Source organism: Phaeovibrio sulfidiphilus, from assembly GCF_014861485.1.
Classification (GTDB): domain Bacteria; phylum Pseudomonadota; class Alphaproteobacteria; order Rhodospirillales; family Rhodospirillaceae; genus Phaeovibrio; species Phaeovibrio sulfidiphilus.
Genome location: NZ_JACZHT010000002.1, coordinates 433036 through 458049, shown reverse-complemented (window position 1 = coordinate 458049; position 25014 = coordinate 433036). Strand labels below are relative to the sequence as shown.

At 65.2% G+C, this 25014-nt stretch carries 13 protein-coding genes, 1 tRNA gene and 1 pseudogene; 5 read left to right on the top strand and 10 right to left on the bottom strand.

Going from position 1 to position 25014, the window contains the following annotated elements:
• Window positions 1-4 precede the first annotated feature (4 nt).
• Window positions 5-1081 carry an HD domain-containing phosphohydrolase gene (locus IHV25_RS04825; protein ID WP_192533965.1) on the bottom strand — a complete coding sequence of 359 codons (1077 nt, stop codon included), beginning with the start codon at window positions 1079-1081 and terminating at the stop codon, window positions 5-7.
• 382 nt (window positions 1082-1463) lie between these two features.
• Window positions 1464-5366 carry an ATP-binding protein gene (locus IHV25_RS04820; protein WP_192533964.1) on the bottom strand — a complete coding sequence of 1301 codons (3903 nt, stop codon included), beginning with the start codon at window positions 5364-5366 and terminating at the stop codon, window positions 1464-1466.
• A 900-nt stretch (window positions 5367-6266) separates the two neighbouring features.
• On the opposite strand from IHV25_RS04820, the gene IHV25_RS04815 reads away from it, so the two are divergent.
• The gene (locus IHV25_RS04815; RefSeq protein WP_192533963.1) at window positions 6267-6620 is read left to right on the top strand and encodes a hypothetical protein; all 354 of its coding nucleotides are present in this window, start codon (window positions 6267-6269) and stop codon (window positions 6618-6620) included.
• 134 nt (window positions 6621-6754) lie between these two features.
• Here IHV25_RS04815 and IHV25_RS04810 read toward each other — a convergent pair whose 3' ends face one another.
• Window positions 6755-9148 carry a tetratricopeptide repeat protein gene (locus tag IHV25_RS04810; RefSeq protein WP_192533962.1) on the bottom strand — a complete coding sequence of 798 codons (2394 nt, stop codon included), beginning with the start codon at window positions 9146-9148 and terminating at the stop codon, window positions 6755-6757.
• 1063 nt (window positions 9149-10211) lie between these two features.
• Between IHV25_RS04810 and IHV25_RS04805 the strand changes: the two genes are divergently transcribed.
• From IHV25_RS04805 to IHV25_RS04790, 4 genes are all read left to right on the top strand, one after another.
• Entirely contained in the window at window positions 10212-11603 is a 1392-nt protein-coding gene (locus IHV25_RS04805; RefSeq protein ID WP_192533961.1) for a hypothetical protein, read from the top strand.
• 203 nt (window positions 11604-11806) lie between these two features.
• Window positions 11807-13030 carry a glycosyltransferase gene (locus IHV25_RS04800; protein WP_192533960.1) on the top strand — a complete coding sequence of 408 codons (1224 nt, stop codon included), beginning with the start codon at window positions 11807-11809 and terminating at the stop codon, window positions 13028-13030.
• A 246-nt stretch (window positions 13031-13276) separates the two neighbouring features.
• Entirely contained in the window at window positions 13277-14566 is a 1290-nt protein-coding gene (locus IHV25_RS04795) for a cellulase family glycosylhydrolase (protein WP_192533959.1), read from the top strand.
• A gap of 405 nt (window positions 14567-14971) precedes the next feature.
• Complete coding sequence (locus IHV25_RS04790) at window positions 14972-16252, top strand: lipopolysaccharide biosynthesis protein (RefSeq protein WP_192533958.1); 1281 nt, start codon at window positions 14972-14974, stop codon at window positions 16250-16252.
• A gap of 435 nt (window positions 16253-16687) precedes the next feature.
• Here the strand turns inward: IHV25_RS04790 and IHV25_RS04785 are convergent.
• The 7 genes and pseudogenes from IHV25_RS04785 to IHV25_RS04755 form a co-directional block, all read right to left on the bottom strand.
• A pseudogene (locus tag IHV25_RS04785) lies at window positions 16688-16987 on the bottom strand (HU family DNA-binding protein); the annotation flags it as partial.
• Window positions 16988-17162: 175 nt separating this feature from the next.
• Window positions 17163-19562, bottom strand: coding sequence for an endopeptidase La (gene lon / locus IHV25_RS04780; protein WP_192533995.1), 2400 nt, complete (start codon window positions 19560-19562; stop codon window positions 17163-17165).
• Between the two features lie 164 nt (window positions 19563-19726).
• The gene (gene clpX, locus IHV25_RS04775) at window positions 19727-20995 is read right to left on the bottom strand and encodes an ATP-dependent Clp protease ATP-binding subunit ClpX (RefSeq protein WP_192533956.1); all 1269 of its coding nucleotides are present in this window, start codon (window positions 20993-20995) and stop codon (window positions 19727-19729) included.
• Window positions 20996-21282: 287 nt separating this feature from the next.
• Window positions 21283-21933: an ATP-dependent Clp endopeptidase proteolytic subunit ClpP gene (clpP, locus tag IHV25_RS04770; protein WP_192533955.1), complete on the bottom strand. Its 651-nt coding sequence runs from the start codon at window positions 21931-21933 to the stop codon at window positions 21283-21285.
• Window positions 21934-22293: 360 nt separating this feature from the next.
• Window positions 22294-22370, bottom strand: a tRNA-Met gene (locus tag IHV25_RS04765).
• A gap of 337 nt (window positions 22371-22707) precedes the next feature.
• Window positions 22708-23835 carry a tRNA 2-thiouridine(34) synthase MnmA gene (gene mnmA, locus IHV25_RS04760; RefSeq protein WP_192533954.1) on the bottom strand — a complete coding sequence of 376 codons (1128 nt, stop codon included), beginning with the start codon at window positions 23833-23835 and terminating at the stop codon, window positions 22708-22710.
• 16 nt (window positions 23836-23851) lie between these two features.
• On the bottom strand, window positions 23852-24547 hold the full coding sequence (locus IHV25_RS04755) for a TenA family protein (protein WP_192533953.1): 696 nt from the start codon (window positions 24545-24547) through the stop codon (window positions 23852-23854).
• Window positions 24548-25014: the final 467 nt, after the last annotated feature.

Sequence of the window (25014 nt, the reverse complement as noted above, 5' to 3'; positions counted from 1 at the left end):
CAGCCTAGATCAGGCGGCGGGCCACGACGGCGAACTCGTCCTGGACCTTCTCGAAAATCTCCACCAGGGCCGGATCGAAATGGGTGCCGCTGCCGTTGATGATGATCCGGGCCGCCTCCTCCGGCGGGAAGGGCTTCTTGTAGGGGCGCGTGGACACCAGGGCATCGTAGACATCCGCAATCGCCATGAGCCGCCCCTGAAGCGGAATATCCTCGGCAACCAGGCCATAGGGATAGCCGGTCCCGTCCCACTTCTCGTGATGGGATTCCGCAAACAGCCGGGCGTGGGTCAGGAAGTCATGCTCCTCGGTGAGGGACTCAATGCGCTCGACCGCCTCGGCCCCCACGGTGGTGTGGGTCTTCATGATCTCGTATTCCTCCTCGGTGAGCTTGGAGGGCTTGTTCAAGATCAGGTCACTGATGGCGATCTTGCCGATGTCATGCAACTGGGCGGACGGGATGACGAACTCCAGTTCCCAGGACAGGATCTCGTCCAGGTAGACGTTTTCCGACAGCATCTTGTGGACCAGAAGCAGAAGGTAGCGCTGGGTCCGCTCGATGTGGGCACCGGTGGCCCCGTCCCGGGCCTCGACCATCTCGGCGAGCGTGCTGATCACCGCGTTCTGGAGCCGGACAATCTTGCGGGTCTGCTCGGCGACCATCCACTGGAGATTGTCGTTGTAGTCGTGGAGCTTTTTCTGCTGGGCCACCATCAAAAGATGGTTCTCGATCCGCTTCAGCAGAAGGGCCGGCGAGAACGGCTTGGTGATGTAGTCGATGGCCCCCAGGGTGAGCCCCTCCAGCTCGGCGCCCGGATCGGTTTTCGAGGTCAGGAACATGACAGGGATGTCCCTCCAGCGGTCCTCCTCCTTCAGGATCCGGATGGCCTCGTAGCCGGTCATCTCGGGCATCTCGATATCGAGAAGGATCAGGTCCGGATACACATTTTCCAGCAGCTCGAACAGAACCCGGGCCGAGGGAACGGGAAACACCTCGTACTGGTCCTTCAGCAGGCTCTTGCCGATTTTCAGGTTTGTGCGACTGTCGTCGACGAGAATGATCTTGAGACGGTCGTCTGCCATGGTGTCCTGGTTCCCGAACGGCTGGGGATGGTTCAGCCTGCATGGAGGAGGTGCTGCAGGCCCTGGAAAGAGATCCGGCTCCCGGAGGCGCGACACCCATCGTGAGAATCCACCCCGGGTTCCCTGACCCTGAAACATGTCGGCGGGGACGGACCGCCGGACGGGGAACCCTGCCCCGCCACCGGAGAACGCCCCGCCCCTTCACGGGGATCCGTTCGCACTCCGAACCATTCCATTTTTTTACCACACAAAGACCCCGTGCTGCCATGGGGAATTGACCGGGTGCGCGTTTTGGGCGGATTCCAGGATCCGGTCCGGGGCGAACCCGGGCGGCCGCGCGCCCTGCCCCTCGCGTGCCCCCAGCCTGCTCCCAAGCGTGGGCCTAGCCTCCGAGGCGCTCGATGATGGCGCCGAAGCCCATGACATCCGCCTGCTCGCGCAGCCAGACCACCAGATCGTTGTCATTGCCATAGGTGCAGGCCTCGAGCTGCTCCATGGCCGTGTCCACACCATCCATGTCCCAGGTCCGGCACGCGGCGACCAGCGCCTCGAGGGTCCGGGGATCGGGGGCGTTCCGGAAGGGTTTCTGGATCCCGGAGTCGATCTTTCCGATAATCTGGTTCAGGGCAAAAATCAGGTCATTCGCATCGGCGGCAAAGTTGCCCGTGCTGTTTTGCACGTAGGCCGCGTCGCCCGAGCGGGCGGCCATCTCCAGAACCCTGGCCTTCTCGCCCACGTCATGGGCGCAGATCCCGAGGCTGCTGCCCTTGATGCCGTGAACGATGGTGGCGTAGGCGTCCAGGGCCTCCATGACCGGCTCGGTGGCGAGCTTCTCGAGCAGGGGCGGCGTGTTGGCGGCAAAGGACCGGAGCACCTCCAGGTAGGTGGCGGAATCCCCGCCAAAGCGCTCCAGGCCCGCGCGCAGGTCCATGCCCACGATGCTGAAGGTCAGAAGGAACGGGCGGATCCGGTCCCCGGCCGCGTCAGAGGGCACGGCCCCGCCCTCCTCCTGCGGATCCGGAATATGAAGACCGCACTCGATCTCCTTGTCCCGGTTACGAATCCAGCGATTGATGGCCGCATCCATGCGGTTGATGTCGATGGGCTTTGCCAGAAACGCCTGGAAGCCGTTCTGCAAGAACAGATCCTCGCTCCCCGCAATCGCGTTGGCGGTCAGGGCAATGATCGGGATGGTGCGGGCATAGTCCGTGTTGATGTCGTTGCGGATGATCCGCACGGCCTCGATGCCGTCCATTCCGGGCATCATGTGATCCATGAAAATGGCATCGTAGCGGATCGTCTCCTCGCGGATCAGGTCCACGGCGGCCTGGCCGCTGGTGACGCAGTCGATTTCCATGCCGTAGGGCTTCAACATGCCCCGGGCCACGTCCAGGTTCGTCTGGACGTCGTCCACGACCAGAACCCGGGCGTAGGGAAGCTGGATACGGATCAGCTTGGCACTGCGGTCACGCTTGCGCACCGCATAGGCAAAGCTCCTGAGGCTGTCGACGATCTCGGGGCCGATCCGTTTGTCGGTCGCGAACACCTGGCGAACCCGGAAGGCAAAGGTGCTGCCCCGGCCGTACTCGCTGGACACGGTGATCTCGCCCCCCATGATCTCCACCAGCTTGCGGGTGATGGACAGGCCAAGCCCCGTCCCCTCGATGGCACGGGAGCTGCCGGCATTCAGCTGGGTGTACTCCAGGAACAGGTTTTTCATGTCCTCGGGCCGGATCCCGACGCCCGTGTCCGCGATCTCGCCGCAGAGCCAGACCGTGTCCCCCTCCCGTTCGGAGAAGATTTTCAGCGTCACCGAGCCCTGGTCCGTGTACTTGAAGGCGTTGCTCAGAAGGTTGCTGAAGATCTGCTTGACCCTCAGCTCGTCCCCCACCAGGCGGGCGGGCAGATTCTCGTCCACCTCGATATTGAAGGTGATGGGCTTTGATCCCAGGCGCATGACGTTGAGGCTCAGGGTGTCGTTGACAAGGCTGGGGACATCGTACTCCTCGGAGACCACGTCGAACTTGCCGGACTCGATCTTCGAGACGTCCAGAATGTCGTTGATGATCCCCAGAAGGGTCACGCCCGAGGAATAGATCTTCTCCAGGTTCTCCGCCTGGCGCCCGCTCACGTCGCCGTTGCCCAGCATGAGCTCGCTCAGGCCGATAATGGCGTTCAGGGGAGTGCGCATCTCGTGGGACATGATGGCAAGGAAGGCGCTCTTGGCCCGGGTGCCGGCCTGGGCCTCCTCCTTGGCCTCCAGAAGGCGGGCCGCCATGGCGCGCTCCATGATGCTGGAGATAACGACCGTCGCGCAGGCCCGCACCGCCGAGAGCCCCTCCGACCCGGGCTCCCGGGCGCTGCACCCGAGCACCGCAAGGAACCCCTGGAAGCGCCCCCTCAGGTGGACCGGAACCAGCAGCAGGGACTGGAACAGCGCGGGAAGGGCGCCGGCCTCCGTGGGGTCAAGATCACCTCGGGTCAGGTCCAGAACCTCGCCACGGGCAAGGGTCGCCAGCCAGCGCCCGGGGAGCGGCCCCTCAAACGAGGCCTCCGGCAGATCCGGAAGGGCGGACCACGAAAACCGCCGCTCACACACAGCAGCCGGATCCTGGCACGCGTCGCACATCCACACGGAGCCATGATCACCGCCCACAAGTCCCGCGATCCGGGCCAGGGCGTCGGGCACCGCCTCGGCATAGTCGTTCCCGTGGAATGCCAGAAGGGCGTCGGCGACGTCCCTGACCACATCCAGTGCGTCCGTCCTGTCCTTCATGTCCCTGTCCCCCTGTGTTCCAGGTATTCCGGATGCTCCCGCTGTGCCGGCATCCCGTCCCGAAGGCCCGCCGTCCTCCGGGGCCGTGCGTGCCGGGGCCGCGCCCCGGGTCTCGTCCGAACCCACCGGTTCCGGATCTGCGCCCTGCGTATCTTCCGGGGACACGGATTCCGAAGCCGTGTCCCGCCCGTCGTCCCTGTCGTCCGGGGCAGCCGGTTCCGGATCTGCGCCATCGCCGCCGCAGGCCGCCTCCCCCGCCAACGGTCCCCCAACGGTACCGGAACCCGGCTCCGGGGCAAGCGCCCTGTCAGGCGCCGCGGGAGGCTCCGCCGGGGCTGTATCCGATGGCCCGCCCTCGGGCGGGAGCGGATGTGCCGCCACCCCGGCCGGGCCGAACACAGCCGGCACCCCGGGCTGAACGGGCGAGACCTCGCGGCGCAGGAGGAAGTCGTCCAGCGCCAGCATCCTGTCAAAGGCTGCAAGCGCGCGCCCGGCAACGGACCGGGAGCGCCAGGCCATCCGGGCCTTCCGCCAGGCATGCCGGCGCGCCCGGACCACAAGCGGCGACGGGTCGGGCGAACTCCCGGGCCCGCCATCACAGCCCTCCTCGCAGGTCATCACGTCCAGAACCCGCGGGCGCAAGGCTGGATCCGCATCGGCAAAGGCCGCAAGAAGCTCAAACGCACGGAGCCCGGTCACGCTGTCCACCCGGATGTCAGGCCCCATGAAAAACTCGAGATTTTCCGCAAGCCCCCCGGGAATGGACAGGGTACTGCCCACCCCAACCTCAAGGTGGTCGAAGCCCCGGGTGCTCTCCGGCAGCGCGATGTTCCTTTCCTCCAGGAAGCGGAGCAACGCGTTGAAGCTGATACGGTAGTCCGGCCCGTGGGGCATCTCTGCGTCCGGCGCCGGGAAATAGCACGGGGACAGAAGGGCGATCTTGCCGGTCACGCCCCGGTAGCGGCGCATGTAGACGGCCGTTGCCTCGGCCGGCGTCAGGACCGGAGACAGGAAGGCCGAGAGCTCCGGGCGACAGGACAGGCAATAGGACACGACCGGAGGACACAGGCCGGCAACAACCGCAGGCGGCTGATCGCGCTCCAGATACCGGAGCCAGGCCCAGACGCAGATGTCGCCCCCGAGGGACGCGTCATACACCAGGCGGACACCACGGGAGCGAAACCAGGCCAGCACACCGGGCCAGCCCGGGAACACGGTCCTGAGGGACGGCTCGACGATCAGGGAGACCGGCACGTTGTCCTGAAGATCGGACAGGAGGCGGACGAGATCTCCGCCCGGGCTTTTCTCAGGGGGAACCGACTGCATCGCCCCGTTGCACACGCGGCACACCCCGGACGCCTCGGCGCCTGCCGAGCGGATCACACACCCGTCGACAGCCGAGATTCCGGCACAGTCCCGGCAAAGCCCCAGACACCGGCAGCACGTGGTGCACACGGCGTCCCCGGAGCGCGGATCCAGCTGGTTCTTCCCGTGCAACGCAGTGTTCAAGCAACAGTTTCCCCGGAAAACCACCTGAAAAAAAGGCACGAAACAAGCTGGGCCGGTGTCGGGCACCCGCCCGGGAACGCGCTCCGCCCCCACATCCGAACATGGTAGCGCCTTCCCCGGCCCCTCGCAATAACAGTTAAAGGAACGGCTGCAGGATCCGGAACCTGAAGGATTTGTTCTGTGGCGGCACCCGGGCTGCACACCGCCTGTCCCCCGATCGCGGACATCGGGAGCACCCGGAGAACGAGGAGACCCGGACCGCGCGAACGGCGAAAAGGACCATGCGCCCGGACACTGCTCCTCAAGCGGGGCGGCCATGGCAGGCCGTCTGTTACCGGGACACGGCGCCGGGTGCCGGGCTTGCGCGCCGGAGCAAATCCCCATACCCTTTTCACGGGGGCCCCTTCCCCCGCTTGCCCCGAACGCGCCTCCGGAACGGACGCGGATCTTTGCAGTCCGGAGCACGGGTCTGCCGCCCGGGTTCGGAGCACGGGCGGCGCGCGGGCGGCGTGCCCCGCTGCGGCTCCGGACGCGGCTCACCCTGGCACCCCAGGCTCCCCTGCCACGGCCTGGCGCCCCCGGCGCCCTGCGACAGCCTGACCGGAGCCCCGCCGGAACCACCCGGGGACACCGGACACCTCAAGGGGCGGCAGGCCCCCCGGCGAACACACCACCGGGCCGCCCACCCGAAAAGGAGCGCGGATGACACACATGCCCCCATACCCCCGCCGTCTGGCATACCCTCGCCTTCTGGCAGCGCTTGTGCCGTTTCTTGCGGTTGGAACAGCCCTCCCCGCCGACATCCGTGCGCAGGACGCTCCGCCCATGCCGGCCGGGGCCTCGCGCCCGGCGCCAGTTCCGGCAGCACCCCCCGGTCCGGACGCAGGCCGGACGGTAACCATGAGCCGGTCCGACTGCCTTCAGCTTCTGACCCGCCACGTTCCCCGCGCTGACGTCAACGCCTCGGGCGGGCGCGATGTGCGGGGAAAGCCGGTCAAGGGCGCGGACCTGGAGGACTGGTCCCGCTGGTCCGGCGGCGTGGAGAACGGGTTCACGTTTCTGCTCTACGTGGATCCCTTTCTCTACCGGAAAGGACAGTTTCCACGGGGCGTCACCTCCACCGACATCCCCATCGGGGTCATTCACTACGATGCCCGGACGGGAGACCTGTCCCTTGACGGCGAAGTCGTGAACGACGGGGACCGGGCCCAACTGGTCCGCCAGTGTACGGAGGCCCTGGACCGCCCGCGCTGACCCGCCGGGCACCCTCCGTTCCCCGAAGACAGCCTCCCCGGATCAGCCGCCCCCAGGCCCCCCTGCAAAAAACAAAAAAGGCGCCGGGCGAGACCACCCGGCGCCTTGTGTCACGCCCGCAGGGGCGCTGGCTCCTAAAGCTCGTTGAGCATCTTGCGCGCGTCCTCGATGCCGGGATACTCGGCACCCTCGACCACGGCAGCCTCAAGCTCCTCCCTGGCCTGGTCCTTCATCCCCTTCTTGTACAGCGCCGCGCCATAGTGATAGTGCAGCTGGGGCTCGCCCGGCATGGCCGCAACCACCCGCTTCAGGTAGGTGATGGCGCGGTCCAGCTCGCCCTGGCGGTAGTAGACCCAGCCCAGGGTGTCCAGCGCGATGGGGTTCTCGGAACTCTGGAAACGCTCCGCCAGACGCCGGGCCCGCTCGAGAGCCTGGGGATCGGTGTACTGGAAGTCGGAGATCAGCGCCGCCAGGTTGTTAGCCGCCAGATCGTACTCGGGATTGACCTTCAAAATGCCGTCGTAGATCTTGATGGCTTCCGTGTAGTTCTTCTCGGAGGTCAAAATCGAGGCCAGCATCATGGGAATACGCAGATCCTGGGGATCGCTCTTGATGCCCTCGTTCAAAATACCCTTGGCCGCCTCGACATCGCCTTCCTGCGCACGGATCGAGGCCAGCGCCAGATAGGCGGCACCCGTATTCGGGGCCTCACGGGCGATGTCCTCGTACAGGGTGCGGGCCTCATCGAGCTTGCCCTGGGCAATGAGCACCTCTCCGGTCAGAAGCCGGATGCCGATGTCCTCGCTTTTCAGGGAGCGAAGGAACTCCAGAGCCTGGTCATACTGACCCGAGCCGCTCCAGGTCTGGACCAGGGTATTGAGCGCCCGGTCGCCCAGAGGCGAGGTGGGATCCGAAGAGGCCACCTTTCTCAGCAGCGGAACGGCCACATCCGGTTTCCCCTGACGGAGATCCAGAACACCCTGGAGGTAGTCCGCAAGAAGGGCCTGCCCGTCCAGGCGGCGCAACTCACCGATGGCCTTGTTCACAAGGTCATACTTCTCCTGGGCAATTCCGATGCGGGCCATGCTTTCCCAGCCGACGGGGTAGTCGGGTGTGTTCTCGGTCACCTGCTGGAGAATGTCCAGCGCCCGGGTGGCATCCTGGTGCATGTCGTAGAACTGGGCCAGACGGACCTTTGCGGCCACGTCCTCGGGCGCCGCCGTGACCAGAGCGTTCTGCTCCTCGATGGCCAGATCGACGCGCCCCTGGGCAAACAGGGCCTCGGCCAGAAGACGCATGGCGTCCACCGAGTCCGGCTGATCCCTCAGGATCGTGCGGGCGTCGGACACCACCTCCTGGAAGAGCCCCTTGTCAAACGCCAGACGCGCCCGCAGAAGAAGGGCCGCGGTGTAATCGGGCTTGTCCTTCAGGATGTCCCTGACCATCTGATCCGCCTCGGCGGTCTTGCCCCGCTCATAGGCAATCTGGGCAAGAACGGTGCGCGCGCCAAGTCGGGTATCCTCATCCCCGGAACTGGACATCTCGCGCAGCAGGCTTTCGGCGCGGTCCGCCTCCCCGCGACGCAGGAAGATGTCCGCAAGCCAGAAATCCGGGTTGGCTCCCCGGGCCTCGGACTTGATCTGGGTCTTGGCGAGCTTGACCTCGGCCTCGGCCGCGTCCAGCCCCCGGGTCTCTGCCAGGAAGTAGACAAGGGCCTGATGCAGGGCCACCGAGGACGGATCCGCCTTGATCCCCTCTCTCAGGGTGCGCTCCGCGTCATCCACCCGCCCCAGCTGGAGATATTTCTGGGCCATCTCCGAACGGCGGGCCACGTTCGCCGGATCCTTCTGGAAGATCTGGCGGTAGGCCTCCTCGAAGCGTTCGATATTGTCCTGGCGCTCCGCCACCGAGGCCTTCAGAAGCAGGAGCCCCTCGTTGTCCGGACTGGACTTCAGCCCCTCGTCAACCACCTGGTTGGCGCGCTCGGGCTCTTTCTTGGCCATATAAAGACCGGTGAGCACGGAGATGGCAATCATGTTGCCAGGCTCTTTCTCGAGGGCAAACCGGGCCTCGCGCTCCGCACCCGCATAGTCCTCCCGACGCAGGTTCAGGGCCCCCTGGACCGCATGGGCCTCCACGTTGTTGGGGTCCAGGTCCAGAACGGCTGTCAGGCGGGTCTGGGCCTCGTCATAGGCACCGCTGGCAAGGGCGAACTGCGCAATCTTCAGGCGGGCAGGCACATAGGACGGGTCTTGCATCTCGGCATGCAGGTAGTTCCCGACGGCGTTGCGGATCTGCCCCTTGGCCTCGTCAAGAACACCGAAATAGTAGTAAACTTCCGCACTGGTCGGATTGATCCGTGCCGCGTTCCGGAATTCAACCCGCGCCTTGTCATAATCGCTTTTCTCAAGGTACTGGATGCCGCGCTCCATGTACTTTGTTTCCTTGTCCTCTGCCGAATCGCAGCCAACCAGAAGAGCGGCCGCAAGCGCTGCTGACAAGGTGAGAGTTGCATATTTTCTAGCCATGCTTTTCCTGTCACCCCTTATGGACCCAAACAAAAACCGGGAAACCGCAGTCACCCGTATCAGGGGAAACTATGTCAGAAAAGCCCGCCAATATCATTAGATAATTTATAAAAGAGAGCTGTGGTTAATGAGAAGTAATCGTGATTTCACAAACGCCCCGCCCGCACCCGCTCCCCGGGTGCCCCGGGAGCCCTCCCACCCGTGTGCCCGCCGCCTTCAGGCCCCGTCCCGCCCGCTCCGAAGGGGATCCTGGCCCGGGCAGGAGATGCAGAGCGGGCCACGCGACCACGAATTGGCGTTACAGGACGGCACATCCCTGCGCGCCAGGCCTCGACGAACGCCTGTCTTCCGCTTATATGGCAAGACACGCACGTATCAGTAGGCCCCCTGGGGTGGAGCACGAAAAACACAGGGCTTTCCCTGAGGGACCGGGGTATGGTGTGGGCCCGGCGGAACGGAGCCCCCGCCCGGCCGCGCCCCGCCCGGGCCGGGCTGCACGGCGCCCCGGACTGATCCGCAAACAGCACCGCTGCAAGGAAAGGTGCCCGGCCCTGTCCCAGTACCCCGCCGGCTCCGGGGACGCCCCGAGGAACGCACGGCTTCTGGAAAACCGCCCATGAACAGCTTCACAAAGCCCGACACCCGTCTTCCGGATCCACGCCCGGACTCTGCGGACCCGACACCTTTAGCCCCCGGGCGCCAGACGACCGGCCTCCCCATGGCGCGCCCGACGGGCATTCCCGTGCCCGGGGGCCCGACAGGCGCCGGAGGCCTCCGCACGCGGCTCGCCCTGCCCCGGTTCGGGTTCGGGGGCCCTGCGGACTCCCGCCCCACGGGGGACACCGCCGGCGCGGAGACCCCGGACTCCGGAACCAGCCGGGACGGCGCTCACAGCACGGACAGCCCCCCGGGACGGACCGGACTGGGCCTTCCGGGCCGGGACGCAATCCGTGAGCGGTGGCCCGAGTACCGCAACCGCTTCCCGAGCCCTCCCCGGGCGCGCGCTGAGACAGGGGAGAACGGGACCGGCGGGCACAGCACACCCGGCCAGGGGGACACCGGGTTGGCACCGGGACGCATCGGCCTCGCCCCGACACCGGCTCAGCCCCAGACCGACCGGGAAGGCCCGGCTGCGGCACGGCCGTCCGGGCTCTGGCGTGGCGTCATCCCCCCGTCGTCCAGTCCCCGCCGAGCTCCCCCCGACCGAGGCCTCGCTGTTCCCGAGGCGGGCAACGAACGGCGCTATATCGCCATCCTTGGGGCCATGGTCCTGATCCTTCTGGCCCGTGAGGCCTGGGGAGCACCGATCCGGGCCTACATTCCCCAGATCTGGTATATTCCCGACCTCATCTTGCTCGGGGTTCTGGGGTACATCTCCTTTCACCAGAGCCGCCGGCACCAGACGGGAATCCCGATCGCCCTCTTTTTGATCCTTGCCTGGTGCCTGCTGTCGCTCCTGTCCCTGAAGGTGGCGTCAATTGTCCATGCGGCCCGGTTTTTCCTGATGTTTATCCTGGGGTTTGCCGCCGGACAGGCGGGCGCCCTGGAACACCAGCCTTTCTGGCGGCGCGTGCTCGCGCTTGTTGTCGTGGTCTGTGTCATCGGAGTGCTCTACGACGCCCGCATCGGCTTTCACTGGCCCACCAGCACCTTCGAGGGAACACTGCGCTCCTCGGCGGTCACGAAGGTCTGGAGCATCTCCGGCGTCCGAAGAATTGCCGGACTGGGGCTCGGCTCACCCAACACCGCCATTTTCCTGGGCTGTGCGTTCCTGGCCCTGTGGCCGGCCAAAGGCCAGCGCTATGCCATGGGAATCCGGCTGCTCATTGTTGTCGCCGGGCTGATGTGTTTTGAGCAAACGCGCCAGCGCGCCTTCGAGGTCTGGTTCTTCTTCTCCCTCGCCCTCATCAGTTTTGCCACCATCCACGACGGGCAGAACTACAGGCTGGCCACACGGTTCACAAAGCTGGTGACCCTTGTGGCCCTTCTGGGCGGCATGCTGGCACCGTTCATCCTCTATCAGGTGGACATCGCCGGACTGTTCGGGAAGGTGGCCACATCCCTGTGGGAGCGGACCTTCATCGTCTGGCCCAATGCAATCTCACGCCTCGTGGCGTTGCCCACGCTCTTTATTGGCGACGGGATCGGCTCGGTTGCGATCGCCGGATCCCTGACCCACTGGTCCCTGGGCGGACACCCGGACAACCTGTTCCTTGCCCTGGGCATCACCATGGGGATCAGCGCCATGGTCATCTTCTTTCTGGCGGGCCGGACGGTCTTCAGGGCCGACTTCAGCGCCAGCCGGGTTTTGACCTACGCGGTGATCCTGAACTTCATCCTCCTTGGCGGGGTCACGGACAGCGTCATGTTCTCGACGGCGTCCATGGTGTTCGGCGGCTACGCGGTCGGCTACCTGATGTCAAACGCCAGGCGCCCGTCCGTACCCGCCCGGTAGGGGCGGCCCGGACCCGACCAGCAGCCGCACCTGCCGGACCAAGGGAGCCCTGTCGGAGGGCCAGGCCAGCGCGGCCCGCACGACGGCCCCGCTCCCGACCCGCTTCATTCGCCGGCCGCCAGACGCTAAACTGGGGCCGGCCCCGGGCCCGCCGGTCCACCGGCACGTGAAGAAAGGCCGGTCCACCGGCACGTGGAGAGAGAGTGAGAGACCGCATGCGCATCCTGATCGCAAACCGAAATTTTGACCGCAAGGGCGTTGTCTGTGGCGGCGAGATGTCCGTGCGCGCCCTGGGACGGTCCCTGCGGGACATGGGGCATGAGATCGGCATCCTCTCGGTGGACGACCACACCGCAACGCGCCTGCACGAGCCCACCGGATTCATGGATTTCCGGGTCAAGACCCGAAATCTCTACCTGGACGGGGACCATCCGGCGGCCCAGCGGCTTCTCTTCCACATCAATGACCGGTTCCGCCACCTGATGGATGACGACTATGTCCGGGTTCTGGAGACCTTCCGCCCGGACGTGGTGAACACGAACACCCTCGCATCCCTGTCCCTCGGGGTCTGGCGGGCGGCCTTCCGCCTGGGGATCCCCGTTGTGCACACGGCCAACGACTACTATCCCGTCTGCACACGCTCGGGAATGATCCGCAAGGACGGAACCAACTGCGCAAACGTCTGCCGGCTGTGCCGGATCTTCGCCCGGAACCGCTCGCTGCCCCTGTCACGGAAGGTCTCGCACGCCATCTACGTCAGCGAGTACATGAAATCGGTCATTCATGACCGGGAGGGCCTGTTCCCCGACTGCGCCCAGAGCGTCGTCAGCCGCTCCTACGCCCCCCCGGACGGGCTGCCGGCGCGCAAGGGGCTGCTCGAGCCCGACCGGCTCAATATCGGCTTTATCGCCCGCCTCTCCCCCGAGAAGGGACTGGAGTCCCTCCTGGGCACGCTGCGGGAGTTTTTCCCACGATCCTGGCGTCTTCATGTGGCGGGAAACGGCAATCCCGATTACGTCGCCCACCTGAAAGCCCTCGCCCGGGATCTGCCCGTGGAGTTTCTGGGCCAGCAGAAGCCCGAGGATCTTTACGCCCGGGTGGACGTGACCGTCGCCAACGCCCTGTGGAACGAGCCTTCCGGGCGCACGGTCATGGAGAGCATCCTCAACGGTGCGGTGCCCATTGTCACCAACCGGGGAGGGCTTTTCGAGACGGCCGGAAACGGGGCATGGGGCTTCTGCTTTGAGCCGGAGCGCCCCCGGGACTTGATTCAAATCCTGAATCACATCCGACAAACCCCATCCGTTCTTGATGAAAAACGGCTCGAGACCCCCAAGGCCCGACAGCTCTTCGATCCCACGCGGATCGCGGAGCGGACCCTGTCCGCGTTTGAGGACGCCATTCAAAACAACCGCAGTCGCGTGTAATATGGTCGCGTGACACGCACGCCACCCTGTCCTGCCCCGTCCGCGTTCCCGCCGGCTCCAGGAGACCTGCCCATGCCCCGACGGCTTTTTGGAAAATTCCTCCGACGCGCTCCGGGCCCGCGCCCCGGAGCTGTTCTGCTGCTCTGCGCCGTGCTTGCGGCCGTTCTTCCGGGAGCGTCCTGCGCGGCCCCTCCGGCCCAAAACAGGGCGCCGGGCCCCGTCAAACCGCAGGAGACACGGGAGCCCATGCCCTACCTTCTGGGCGTCAACACCCATCACGGCACCAACCTCGGGGTTCGGAAGCTCTTTCGGGGAGGGCCGGGAAACGGGTACGGCTATGTCATCAAGGACACCCTGTCCTGGTTCCGGACCCTGGGCTTTGAGTCCATCCGGACCGAGATGGTGTGGTCCGAGGCCCCGGGCTATATCCTGCCGGAACGGGGGACGGCCTTCCCCTCGGGGCTCACACCGGTGAAAGACCTTCTCGACGGGCTCCCCCGGGGAACCGGGATCCTTGCGGTTGTCTTTGCCTCGAACCGGAGCGCCAACGAGGGCCAGTTTCCCACCACGCCCGAGGCCATAGGCCGTTTTGCCTCCCGGGCGGCGGCGGCGGCCCGGATGGCTGCCGCCTACAGCCCCTCGCCCTACATTGAGCTCTGGAACGAATGGGACATCGGCGGAGGCACCTTCCCCGCGGACCGGAAGAACGGCACCGCAGCCAGCTACGTGGCCCTGACCCGCGCGGCAATCCCGGCCGTTAGGGCGGCCAATCCCAACGCCAAAATCGTGGTGGGCGCCTTCAGCCTGGACAAGGGACTGGACTGGGTGAGGGAGGCCCTTGACCGTGGCGTTCTGGACGGCGCGGACGCCCTGTCCGTCCATGTCTATGCCCACTGCGCGGGGGCGCAAAAGCGCGGCGCGGCTCTCGTCATCAACAACCTCCAGGCTCTGGGCGCGCTCGTGCGCGAAAAGACCGGAGGACAGGATGTCCCGATCCTGGTCACCGAGACCGGGTGGCCGGACACGGTGGGACCGTGCGGGTTCACCGTGACCGGGCGCATCGACCACACCGCCCAGCTCCTGCTGTGGATGCCCAAGCTGGACTTCATCAGGGGGGTCTGGATTTACGAGCTGAAAGACAAGCTTCAGGACAAGCATACCCTCGAGGCGGTCTTCGGGCTCCTTGACTTCGACTACAGGCCCAAGCCCTCCCTGTGCGGGTTCACCGATGCCGCCTCCTTTCTCCGGGGGGCCACATTCGTGCGGGAAAATATCCTCCCGAACGGCATGATCGAGATGGTCTACACCCGCAGGGGAGACACGGTCTCCGCCCTGTGGAACCCGGCTCCGGAGGGGACGGAGCGGCCGCCCTACACCCTTGGATCCGGCAAGAAGGGCTACTACATCTGTGACGGTCTCAGGATCGAGCCCGGTGAAACCCGGCCCATTCTCCGGCGCCCCCTTCTGGTCATGCCCGAAAACCATCCCTGGGAGCCCCCCTCGGGCCGCCAGCAGACCGACCCGGCCTTTCACTGACCTCACCACCCGGCCGGGCGCAAAAGCCGGACGCAGGCGCCCGCCGGGACAGCCCCCGCACTCCGCAGGGAGACAGGGAGACAGGGAGACAGGGAGACAGGGAGACAGGGAGACAGGGAGACAGGGAGACAGGGCAAACCGCCAGAACTCAACATAAAAATAATAAAATCAAACTATTGCAACCCGATACCGACACGCCACCTGAGAACAGGCATTCCCCCTCCGGACACATCCTGGAAAACGATTTGATCCCCACACAGGCCGGCGGCTACACTCCGGGGTTTACCGTCCAGTTCCACCCCAGTGTTTTCCATAGCACGGACAAACCGGGTTCATGACACGCCCCACATCCCCCAGACATCTGCGTCGCCTCCCCTGTGCACCGACGATCCGGAGGCACCGGTCATGACCCCTCGCGGACTCCTGAGGGATCCCCGGCTGCTGTCCATCGCCGGTGCCAGCTTCGGCCAGATCTTTCTTCTGGGGGCCATGATTGTCGTCTCCCGGGCGTTCAGCGAGGAGCAGCTGAGCGAGTACGGAATTGTCTTTACCCTGTTCAGCATTTTTCAGGTGTGCGTGACCCTGCATCTGGACTCGGGGCTGGTCTACGAGAAAAAGCCGCACCACGCCGCCGCCCTCGCGCGAGCCGCATGGCTTGTCATCCTGCCGGTCTCGCTTGTGTGCTCCGCCGGAGCGGCCTTTTACCTTGCCCTCAACCCGATCACATCGGAGCGCGCGCTTGTCCTCACCCTGATGCTTCTGACAACGCAGGCGGCATCCGGAGGCATCCGGATCGTCTCGAGCCTCATTGCCCGGGCCGACCGCTTCCATTCCCTTGCGCTGCTCAGCTTCTTTCGACCCACGACCGTTGCGGCCACACAGATGATGGTCCTGGCGTTCGGGGTGGGCTTTGGACGCCTTCCCTTTGCGCTCGCCTGCTCCCAGCTTCTGATGCTGGGCCTGGTCTTCGGGCTGGCCTGGCGGACCGGCGCCCTGCCCGCGATCCGAACCACGTTTGCCGACGCCCGCAAGGCGTTCCGCCGGAACCGGGACTTTCCCCTGTACACCCTGCCGCAAAACCTGATTTCAATCATCAGCGAGTCCCTGATCCCCCTCTCGCTCGCCTTCCTGTTTCCCGCGGACGGCGGCGCGGTCGCCATGTTCTGGCTGGCAGCCCGTTCCATCTCGGCCCCCGCCACGGTTGTCATCGATTCCATCCGCATGATGGTCTACCGGACGGTGGCACGCCTGGGCCGCACCGCCGCCGCCTATATCCTGAAACTGAGCACCCTTCTGGGCCTTCTGGCGGTGGCCGGCACACTGGTTCTGGTGGTGGCGGGAGACGACCTGTTCGCTTTCGTCTATGGCGAACGGTGGCGCGAGGCCGGCCCCTACGCCATCATCCTGGCGCTGCGGGTCGCCCTGAGCATGTGGAGCCTCCCCATCACGGGCGTTCTCCCCGTCCTGAGGCTCCAGGGCTACAATTTCTGGAGCGAGCTCGTCGCCGCTCTTGTCCGCACGGGCACCTTGTTCCTCATCCCGTGGGAGACGCCGCTCCAGGCGCTTGCGTGGACGACCATCGCCTTCACGCTGGTCCGGGGCCTGTCCTTTCTTTACGTTCTGTACGCCGCCGTCCGGTACGGGAAACAGGTGCCGCCCTCCGGCGATTCCGCCGGGACCGCCTGAGCCCCCCGAGCCGGCCTGTCACCCGCCCCCGGGGCCGCCCCGCGCCGACCGGACACCCCCGCGCCGTGAGCGCATCCCCGGCAGACCGGATCACGGCCTGCCGTGCGTGGACCGACACGCCATTGGGCCGGCGCTCCTGCCCAGTGCCCTGAGGCCCGCCCGCGGCAAGGCCAGTGAGAGAGACACTCCCGACAGCCGACTGCCGACAGCGCTGCCCCTCCGGGCACACACAAAAAAAGGAAGGGAGCTTGACGCTTCCCTTCCTGAACGCCTTGCACCGGAGGGCCGGTCCACCATCCGATGGACCACCCGAGCCGGGCCTGTAAAAACAGCCAGCCTGCTTCAACAAAGACGAGGGGCAGACAGATACGCCCTGCCCTGTCTCGGAGGTAAGAAGCAACCGGCCAGGAGCAGGAGCCTGCTCCATTCCACTCTTTAGTTCAGGGCGTCCTTCAGAACCTTGCCGGCCTTGAACTTCGGCTGCTTGGAGGCAGCGATCTCGATCGGCTCACCCGTGCGGGGGTTGCGACCGGTCGATGCCGCACGCTCGGACACCGCGAAGGTGCCAAAGCCGATGAGACGAACCTCATCGCCAGCCTTGAGGGCATCCGTAATGGCATCAAACACCGCGTCCACCGCTTTCGTCGCGTCCGCTTTGGACAGTTCGCTGCGCTCGGCGACAGCGGCAATCAGGTCATTTTTGTTCACGAGAGAAACTCCCTTTCCATTTGGGTGATATGGTCTGCAATTTCGTCCCGAGCCGGGTACTCGGTCTTTCCTGTCCTGTCATGCCCCGTGCGGACAAGTGATCCTCTTTGGTGTACCCGACTCTCCGGCCTACCTGTTTCCGGGAGAACCTCCGGCGATGGAGGGTGGCCAGAAACAATAAAAAATCGAATTTGAGCAAAAATCAATGGGTTATGACATCACCATCGATTTTTTCCGACTTTTCGCCTGAAAGAGGCTCTTCCGGGGCCCATTCAATCGGAACAAGAGGCCGAGTCAGCGCGTGCTGGAGCACCTCGTCCACATGGGTCACCGGAATGATCTCGATTCCCGTTTTCACGTTTTCGGGAATTTCGGCCAGATCCTTCTCGTTTTCCTTCGGGATCAGGACCACCGTAATTCCGCCCCGCAAGGCCGCCAGAAGCTTCTCCTTCAGCCCGCCGATGGGCAGGACACGGCCACGAAGGGTGATCTCGCCGGTCATGGCCACGTTGCGCCGCACGGCCACACCGGTCATGGCGGACACGATGGAGGTACACATGGCGACGCCAGCCGACGGCCCGTCCTTGGGGGTCGCGCCCTCGGGGACGTGGACGTGAATGTCACGCTTCTCGAACAGGGGCGGCGCAATGCCGAAGGACACGGCGCGGGAGCGGACATAGGACCGGGCGGCCTGCACCGATTCCTTCATCACGTCGCCCAGCTGTCCGGTCAGCGTCACCGCGCCCTTGCCGGGCATCATGACCGCCTCGATGGAGAGCAACTCGCCCCCGACCTCGGTCCAGGCCAGGCCGGTGGTCACGCCCACCAGATCGTCCTGCTCCGCCTCGCCGAAGCGATACTTGCGAATGCCCGCGTAGGTCTCGAGGTTGTCGCGGTTCACCTCGATGGCCTTCTTGCCCTCGCCCTTGTGGAGAAGGATCTCCTTGGTGGCCTTGCGGGTGAGGTTTGCGATTTCCCGCTCGAGGGACCGGACACCGGCCTCCCGGGTATAGGTGCGGATCAGGTCGCGCAGGGCGTCATCCGTGATGGACCACTCCCCGTCCCGAAGTCCGGCGGCCTTCATCTGCTTGTCGATGAGGTGGCGGCGGGCGATCTCGACCTTCTCGTCCTCGGTGTAGCCGGACAGGCGGATGATCTCCATCCGGTCCAGCAGCGGCGCCGGCATGCGCATGGAGTTCGCCGTGGTGACGAACATCACGTCGGACAGGTCGTAGTCCACCTCAAGGTAATGGTCGTTGAAGCTGCCGTTCTGCTCCGGATCCAGAACCTCGAGAAGGGCCGACGAGGGGTCACCCCGCCAGTCCGCCCCCAGCTTGTCGATCTCGTCGAGCAGGAAGAACGGGTTGATGGTCTTGGCCTTTTTCATGCCCTGGATGATCTTGCCGGGCATGGAGCCAATGTAGGTGCGACGGTGCCCGCGGATTTCGGACTCGTCACGCACCCCGCCCAGGGACACGCGCACGAAGTTCCGGCCCGTGGCCCGTGCGATGGACTTGCCCAGGGAGGTCTTGCCGACGCCCGGAGGCCCGACCAGGCACAGGATGGGGCCCCTGTTCTTGCCGGTGCGCATCTGGACGGCCAGGTACTCCAGGATCCGGTCCTTGACCTTCTCCAGGCCATAGTGGTCCGCATCCAGGATGGCGCGGGCGGCCTCCAGATCCTTCTTGATCTTTGTGCGCTTGTTCCAGGGAATGGCGGTCAGCCAGTCCAGATAGTTGCGCACCACCGTGGCCTCGGCGGACATGGGGCTCATGTTGCGGAGCTTACGCAGCTCGCCCATGGCCTTCTCGTTCGCCTCCTTGGACAGGCGGGATTTCTCGATCCGCTCCTCCAGCTCCTGGAGCTCGTCACGCCCGTCCTCGCCCTCGCCCAGCTCCTTCTGAATGGCCTTGAGCTGCTCGTTCAGATAGTACTCCCGCTGGGTCTTCTCCATCTGGCGCTTGATGCGGGTGCGGATCTTCTTCTCCAGCTGAAGCTGGCCGATCTCCGCCTCCATGGCCCCGTAGACCATCTCGAGGCGCGCCGAGACGGCGGTCGATTCGAGAATCTTCTGCTTTTCCTCGATTTTCAGAACGAGGTGGGAGGCAATGGTGTCCGCGAGCTTGGCCGGATCCTCGATCTGGTTGATGGAGACCATCACTTCGGGAGGGATCTTGCGCTCGGGCCGCTGCCCGTGATCGTTGTTCAGCTTCAGGTAGGTCTCGAACAGGCTGACAACGGAGCGTGCCAGCACCTCGACCTCACGTTCCTCCCCGGCCTCGTCGGAAACCTCCTGGGTCTCAACCTCGAAGCACTCGGGGGAGTCCAGATACCTGCTGATCCGCGCACGGCGCATGCCCTCGACCAGCACCTTCACCGTGCCGTCCGGAAGGCGGAGCAACTGAAGAACCGTGGAGATGGTGCCCATCTCGTAGATGCCGTCCGGGCCGGGATCCTCGTCTCCGGCAGACTTCTGGGTGGCCAGGAACACCTGCTTGTGTTCATTCATGACCTTTTCCAGCGCGCGAACGGACTTCTCGCGCCCGACGAAAAGCGGGACGATCATATGAGGGAAAACGACAATGTCCCGAAGCGGCAGCATCGGAAGGGAGACAGGAGAGCCGGTGCCCAAAGCCTATCCTTTCATTAGATCATGAATGACATCTGTGATTGAAAACCAAACACCGCCAGGACACAAGGCCCCCTTTTTAAAAAAAGGGGGCCTTGCGAAACCCGGGACGTCTGGTTCAGGGACCGTCAAGGCACCTAACCGCCGGTTCCGTCGCCGCTTTGCGACCGGTCAGCGTAGATATAAAGGGGAGCGGCGCGCCCCTCGGCAACCTCCCGGTTCACCACGATCTCATCCACGCCCTCGAGGGAGGGGAGATCAAACATGGTGTTGAGAAGGATACCCTCCATGATGGACCGCAGGCCCCGCGCGCCGGTTTTCCGGGCAATGGCCTTCTGGGCAATGGAATGGAGCGCCTCGTCCGTGAACGTCAGGTGCGTGTCCTCCATCTCGAACAGCTTCTGGTACTGCTTCACAAGCGCGTTCTTCGGCGAGGTCAGGATGTCCACAAGCGCGGTCTCGTCCAGGTCGTCGAGCGTGGCCAGGACCGGCATGCGCCCGACGAACTCTGGGATCAGGCCGTACTTCAGAAGATCCTCGGGCTCCACCTTGCGAAGGATCTCGCCGGTGCGGCGCCGCTCGGGATCGCGCACCTCGGCTCCGAAGCCGATGGACGAGCCCTTGCCCCGGGCGGAGATGATCTTCTCCAGCCCCGAGAACGCACCCCCGCAGATAAACAGGATGTTGGTGGTGTCCACCTGCAGGAACTCCTGCTGGGGATGCTTCCGCCCGCCCTGGGGAGGAACGGAGGCCACCGTGCTTTCCATGATCTTCAGGAGAGCCTGCTGCACACCCTCGCCCGAGACATCCCGGGTGATGGAGGGGTTGTCGGACTTGCGGGAGATCTTGTCGATCTCGTCGATGTAGACGATGCCGCGCTGGGCGCGCTCCACGTTGTAGTCCGAGGCCTGGAGCAGCTTCAGGATGATGTTCTCGACGTCCTCGCCCACATAGCCGGCCTCGGTCAGGGTCGTGGCATCGGCCATGGTGAACGGCACGTCCAGGATGCGGGCCAGGGTCTGGGCAAGGAGGGTCTTGCCCGAGCCGGTGGGCCCGATCAGGAGGATGTTGCTCTTGGCCAGCTCGACGTCCGAGGACCGCCCCTGGTTGCTCAGGCGCTTGTAGTGGTTATGGACGGCAACCGAGAGCACCTTCTTCGCGTGGGACTGGCCGATAACGTAGTCATCGAGAACCTGCATGATTTCCCGCGGCGAGGGCACGCCCTCGTGGGTCTTCACCATGGAGGACTTGTTTTCCTCGCGAATGATGTCCATGCACAGCTCGACGCATTCATCGCAGATGAACACGGTGGGGCCCGCAATCAGCTTGCGGACCTCGTGCTGGCTCTTTCCGCAAAAAGAGCAGTAGAGCGTGTTTTTTGAATCTCCGCCTGTCGAACGCGGCATGTTGGATCGTCTCCTGATCGTTTCGGTGTCCGGCTTTCCTGAAGATGGCGTCTGCAACCGCGCCAGACAAGACCCGCCCTCAAAAGGCTGCGCGCCGGGGCCGCCGGAGTGTCACACATGCAACCTGTGCACATCTGCGTCCACACGGGGCCCGAGGTATCGTATCCGCTCGCGGTCCGGAAGCACAATGTAAAAGCGCCCATAAAGGGCCAAATCGTGCAAAAACGCCGGACCGTCCGCAGAAAAACCGGAAGAGGGGGATCGCCGGCCCGGGGCCGGCGCCGTCCCTACTCGTCCTTGTCGGCGGGGGCCTCGGGTTCGGCCGCGCGGCTCTCGATCACCTGATCGATCAGACCGAACGACCGGGCATCCTCCGCGGTCATGTAGTTGTCACGGTCCATGGCCTTCTCGATGTCCTCGAGAGCCTTGCCCGTGTGCTTGACGTAGATGCGGTTCAGCCTCTCGCGCAGGGCCAGGATCTCGCGGGCCTGGATCTCGATATCCGAGGCCTGTCCCTGGAACCCGCCGGAGGGCTGGTGGATCATGATCCGGGCGTTGGGGGTGGCAAAGCGCTTGCCCGCATCGCCCGCGCACAGCAGCAGCGATCCCATGGACGCCGCCTGGCCGATGCACACCGTCGAGACCTGGCAGCGGATGTATTTCATCGTGTCGTAGATCGCCAGACCCGACGTCACAACACCGCCCGGCGAGTTGATATAGAACGCAATATCCTTGCTCGGGTTCTCCGACTCGAGAAAGAGAAGCTGCGCGCAAATCAGGCTCGCCACCGAATCATGCACCTGACCGGTCAGGAAAATGATCCGCTCCTTCAGAAGGCGGGAGTAGATGTCATAGGACCGCTCGCCCCGGTTTGTCTGCTCGACGACCATGGGAATCAGGGTATTGTTAAAAACCTCAATGGGATCGCGTTCGCGCATGTGTGTCTCTCGTCGTGGACCGGGTCCAGAACCCGGCGGAACAAACTCTTTCGCCTACAGACTGCAGGGGGGTGTGGCCGGATTATACAGGCAACCTGCTACGGGAAACAACGCCTGTTGTTCAATCCGCAACGAGAATACGGAAAAGCGGGTATACCGGACCTGTCCGGAACTCCGGTTCGCGGAAATCCGCCCCGAAGGCACTCCGGGCCGGAGGGCCAGGGCCCGGTCGCACGGACAGAAACGACGCCCGAGCCTGCGCGGGCACGGTCCGGAAATGGGGCTGGGCCAAAGTCCCGCCCGCCCGATCCGGAAGAAACGCACAAAAAAAGGACGCCACCAGGGTGACGTCCTTTTCAATGGTAGCGGAGGAGGGACTCGAACCCCCGACACGCGGATTATGATTCCGCTGCTCTAACCGACTGAGCTACTCCGCCGCTGTGACCGGTTTCTCGGTATGGCCACGGCCTGTCTTTCGACCGCCTGTCCACCGCCCGGGTCCGGCCCGTTCCGGGTGCCCCCGGCTGCGTGGCGCTCTATCTACCGGAGGGAAAAACCCCTGTCAATGCCTGTTACAGCATGAATGTATTTTTTCGTGCCCCCGCTCGCCCCGGAGCGGTTTTCCGTGCCCTGTTCCGGCGCCCGCAAGCGCCCCGGAACGCCCGGCCCGGGTCCGATCCCGCCCCAGGACCAGGAGCGGAACCGGCGGAACACCGAACACCGAACACCGGTTCGTCCCAGCACCGGACACGCACACAAGCCCGCGCGACGGCCTCACTGCGGGTCCGAGGTGCGGGCAATCCAGCCGCCCCCCAGCACCCTCTGCGCCGAAACGCAATCATAGAAGACCGCGGCCTGCCCGGGCGCCACGCCCCGCAGGGGGGAGTCCATCTCGACACGGGCGCGGGTTCCGTCCGCGCTCCAGAGCACCCGGGCGGGCGCCAGGGGCGAAAGGTTGCGGATCTTCACAAACACCCGGAACGGCCCGGACGGCGGCGAAGCGCCCTCCCCCAGCCAGTTGGGCTCGAGGACATCGAACCGGAGCCGCTCCAGCTTCTCCGCCGGACCGACAAACACGCGCCCGCCGTCCTCCGGAGCCTCAAGGCGGGTCACATAGAGGGGATCGCCCCGGCCGCCCAGCCCCAGGCCCCGGCGCTGCCCCACGGTGTAGTGCAAAAGGCCCCGGTGATGCCCCACCACCTTGCCCGTGGTCTCGTCAACGATATCGCCCCCCCGGACCGCATCGGCGCGCAGGCGCATGACCAGATCCGCATGGCGCCCGCTGGCCGAAAAGCACAGATCCTGGCTGTCCGCCCGCTCGTGAACCGGGATGTTGAAGCTGCGGGCCAGTTCCCGGGTTCGGGCCTTCGAGGGAAAGTCCCCCAGAGGGAACATCACCGACGGCAGACGCTCCTTGGGCAGGGTGAACAGGAAATAGCTCTGGTCCCGGCTTTCGTCCCGGGCCCGCCACAGCCCGATATCGCCAGGCGGACCCTCCAGCTTCGCGTAGTGGCCGGTGGCCAGCCGGTCCGCGCCCAGGGCCCTCGCCTCCTCCAGAAGGCGCCCCAGCTTGACCGAGCGGTTGCACAGCGCGCACGGCAGGGGGGTGAGGCCCTGAACATAGGCCTCCGCAAAGGGGGAGATCACTTCGCGGGAGAACACATCGCGCAGGTCAATGACATGGTGCCCGATTCCCAGGACCCGGGCCACCTCGGCCGCGTCCTGCGCGATGGTTCCCGAGTCATCGAGAAGGCGCATGGTCAGGCCGAACACCTCATACCCCCGGCTCTTCAGCAGAGCCGCGGCCACAGCGGAATCAACACCCCCGGAGAGGGCAACGGCAACGGGCCCGCCCTCGGGCCGGCCCGTGTCCGCAAACGTGGAGTGAACCGGGCCCGCCATTCAGGCCCCGCCGACATCAGTGGCCATCAAGCCCGGCCTGCCAGAAATCCGCTTCCAGGAGAGTGGCCTCGCGGAACGTCCGGATCAGCCCGGGCATCCGTCCGGGACCGCCGCGCTCCTCCATCAGGCGGTCGAGGCGGGCAACCGCTTCCTTCGCCGCACCGACAAACCCGTCCGAACAGTAGGTCTCGATCCACTCACGGTAGGGGTGGTCGGGATGCACGCTGGGCTGAAGCGAGAGACCGATCTCCGCGTAGCCGATGATGCAGGGGCTCAGGGCCACGTGAAGGTCCAGGATGTCCCCGCTCACGCCCCGCTCGAGAACATAGCGCGTGTAGGCCAGGGTCGCGCGGGCCTCGGGCAGCGACTGGAGCTGCTTTTCCGTGATTCCCCAGCGCTGGCACAGCTTCACGTGCAGTTTCATCTCGTCGAGAATGACGGCCATGGCGGACGCGGAGTCGCGCATGCTGTCCAGGGTCTCGGACTTGTAGGTTGCAAGGGCATAGGCGCGGGCAAAGTGGATCAGGAACAGGTAGTCCTGCTTGAGGTACTGCTGGAAACAGCTCTCCGGCAGCACGCCCTCGCCCAGCGAGCTGACAAAAACGTGCCGGACATAGCTGTCCCACTCCGGCTTGCAGGCGGTTCTCAGACGGGCAAAAAGCGTATCGCTCCCCGAAAGGCCGGGAACGGCGTCTCCTTTGTAGCGGTGCATGGGGTTCTCTCGCCTCCGTTTACATGCGAATGAGACCAGTATCCATTTTTGGCAGCCGCCTTTCAAGAGATGTGCCGAAGTCCATGTGCAAAAACCGTACCGGGACGCGGACCGGCCCGGTGTCCGGAAAACGCCGTTAAAGCGCAGAAAAACAAGGAAAAAGGCGGCGGGCCGCTGTGCACCTCCCCAGGGGGCGCGGGACGGGGCACGGCACGGCCCGGGTTTTGTTTTCGGGCTGCCACGGGCGACACCCGTACGGCGGCCAATGCCCTGTGCGCACATCCTGCCGGCCCCGGGAACACGCATCCCGGGACGCCCCGGGTACGGACGTTCCACGCCGGCCCGGGGGCCGCTGCCCCGGCAGGATCGCCCCGAGGATCTCGAGCCGCCCAACATTCCCCGCTTCCGGGTTGTATTTTCTGTCCAATTTTGCGTCCGTTCCCGGTACAATTGGCGGGACACCCGCG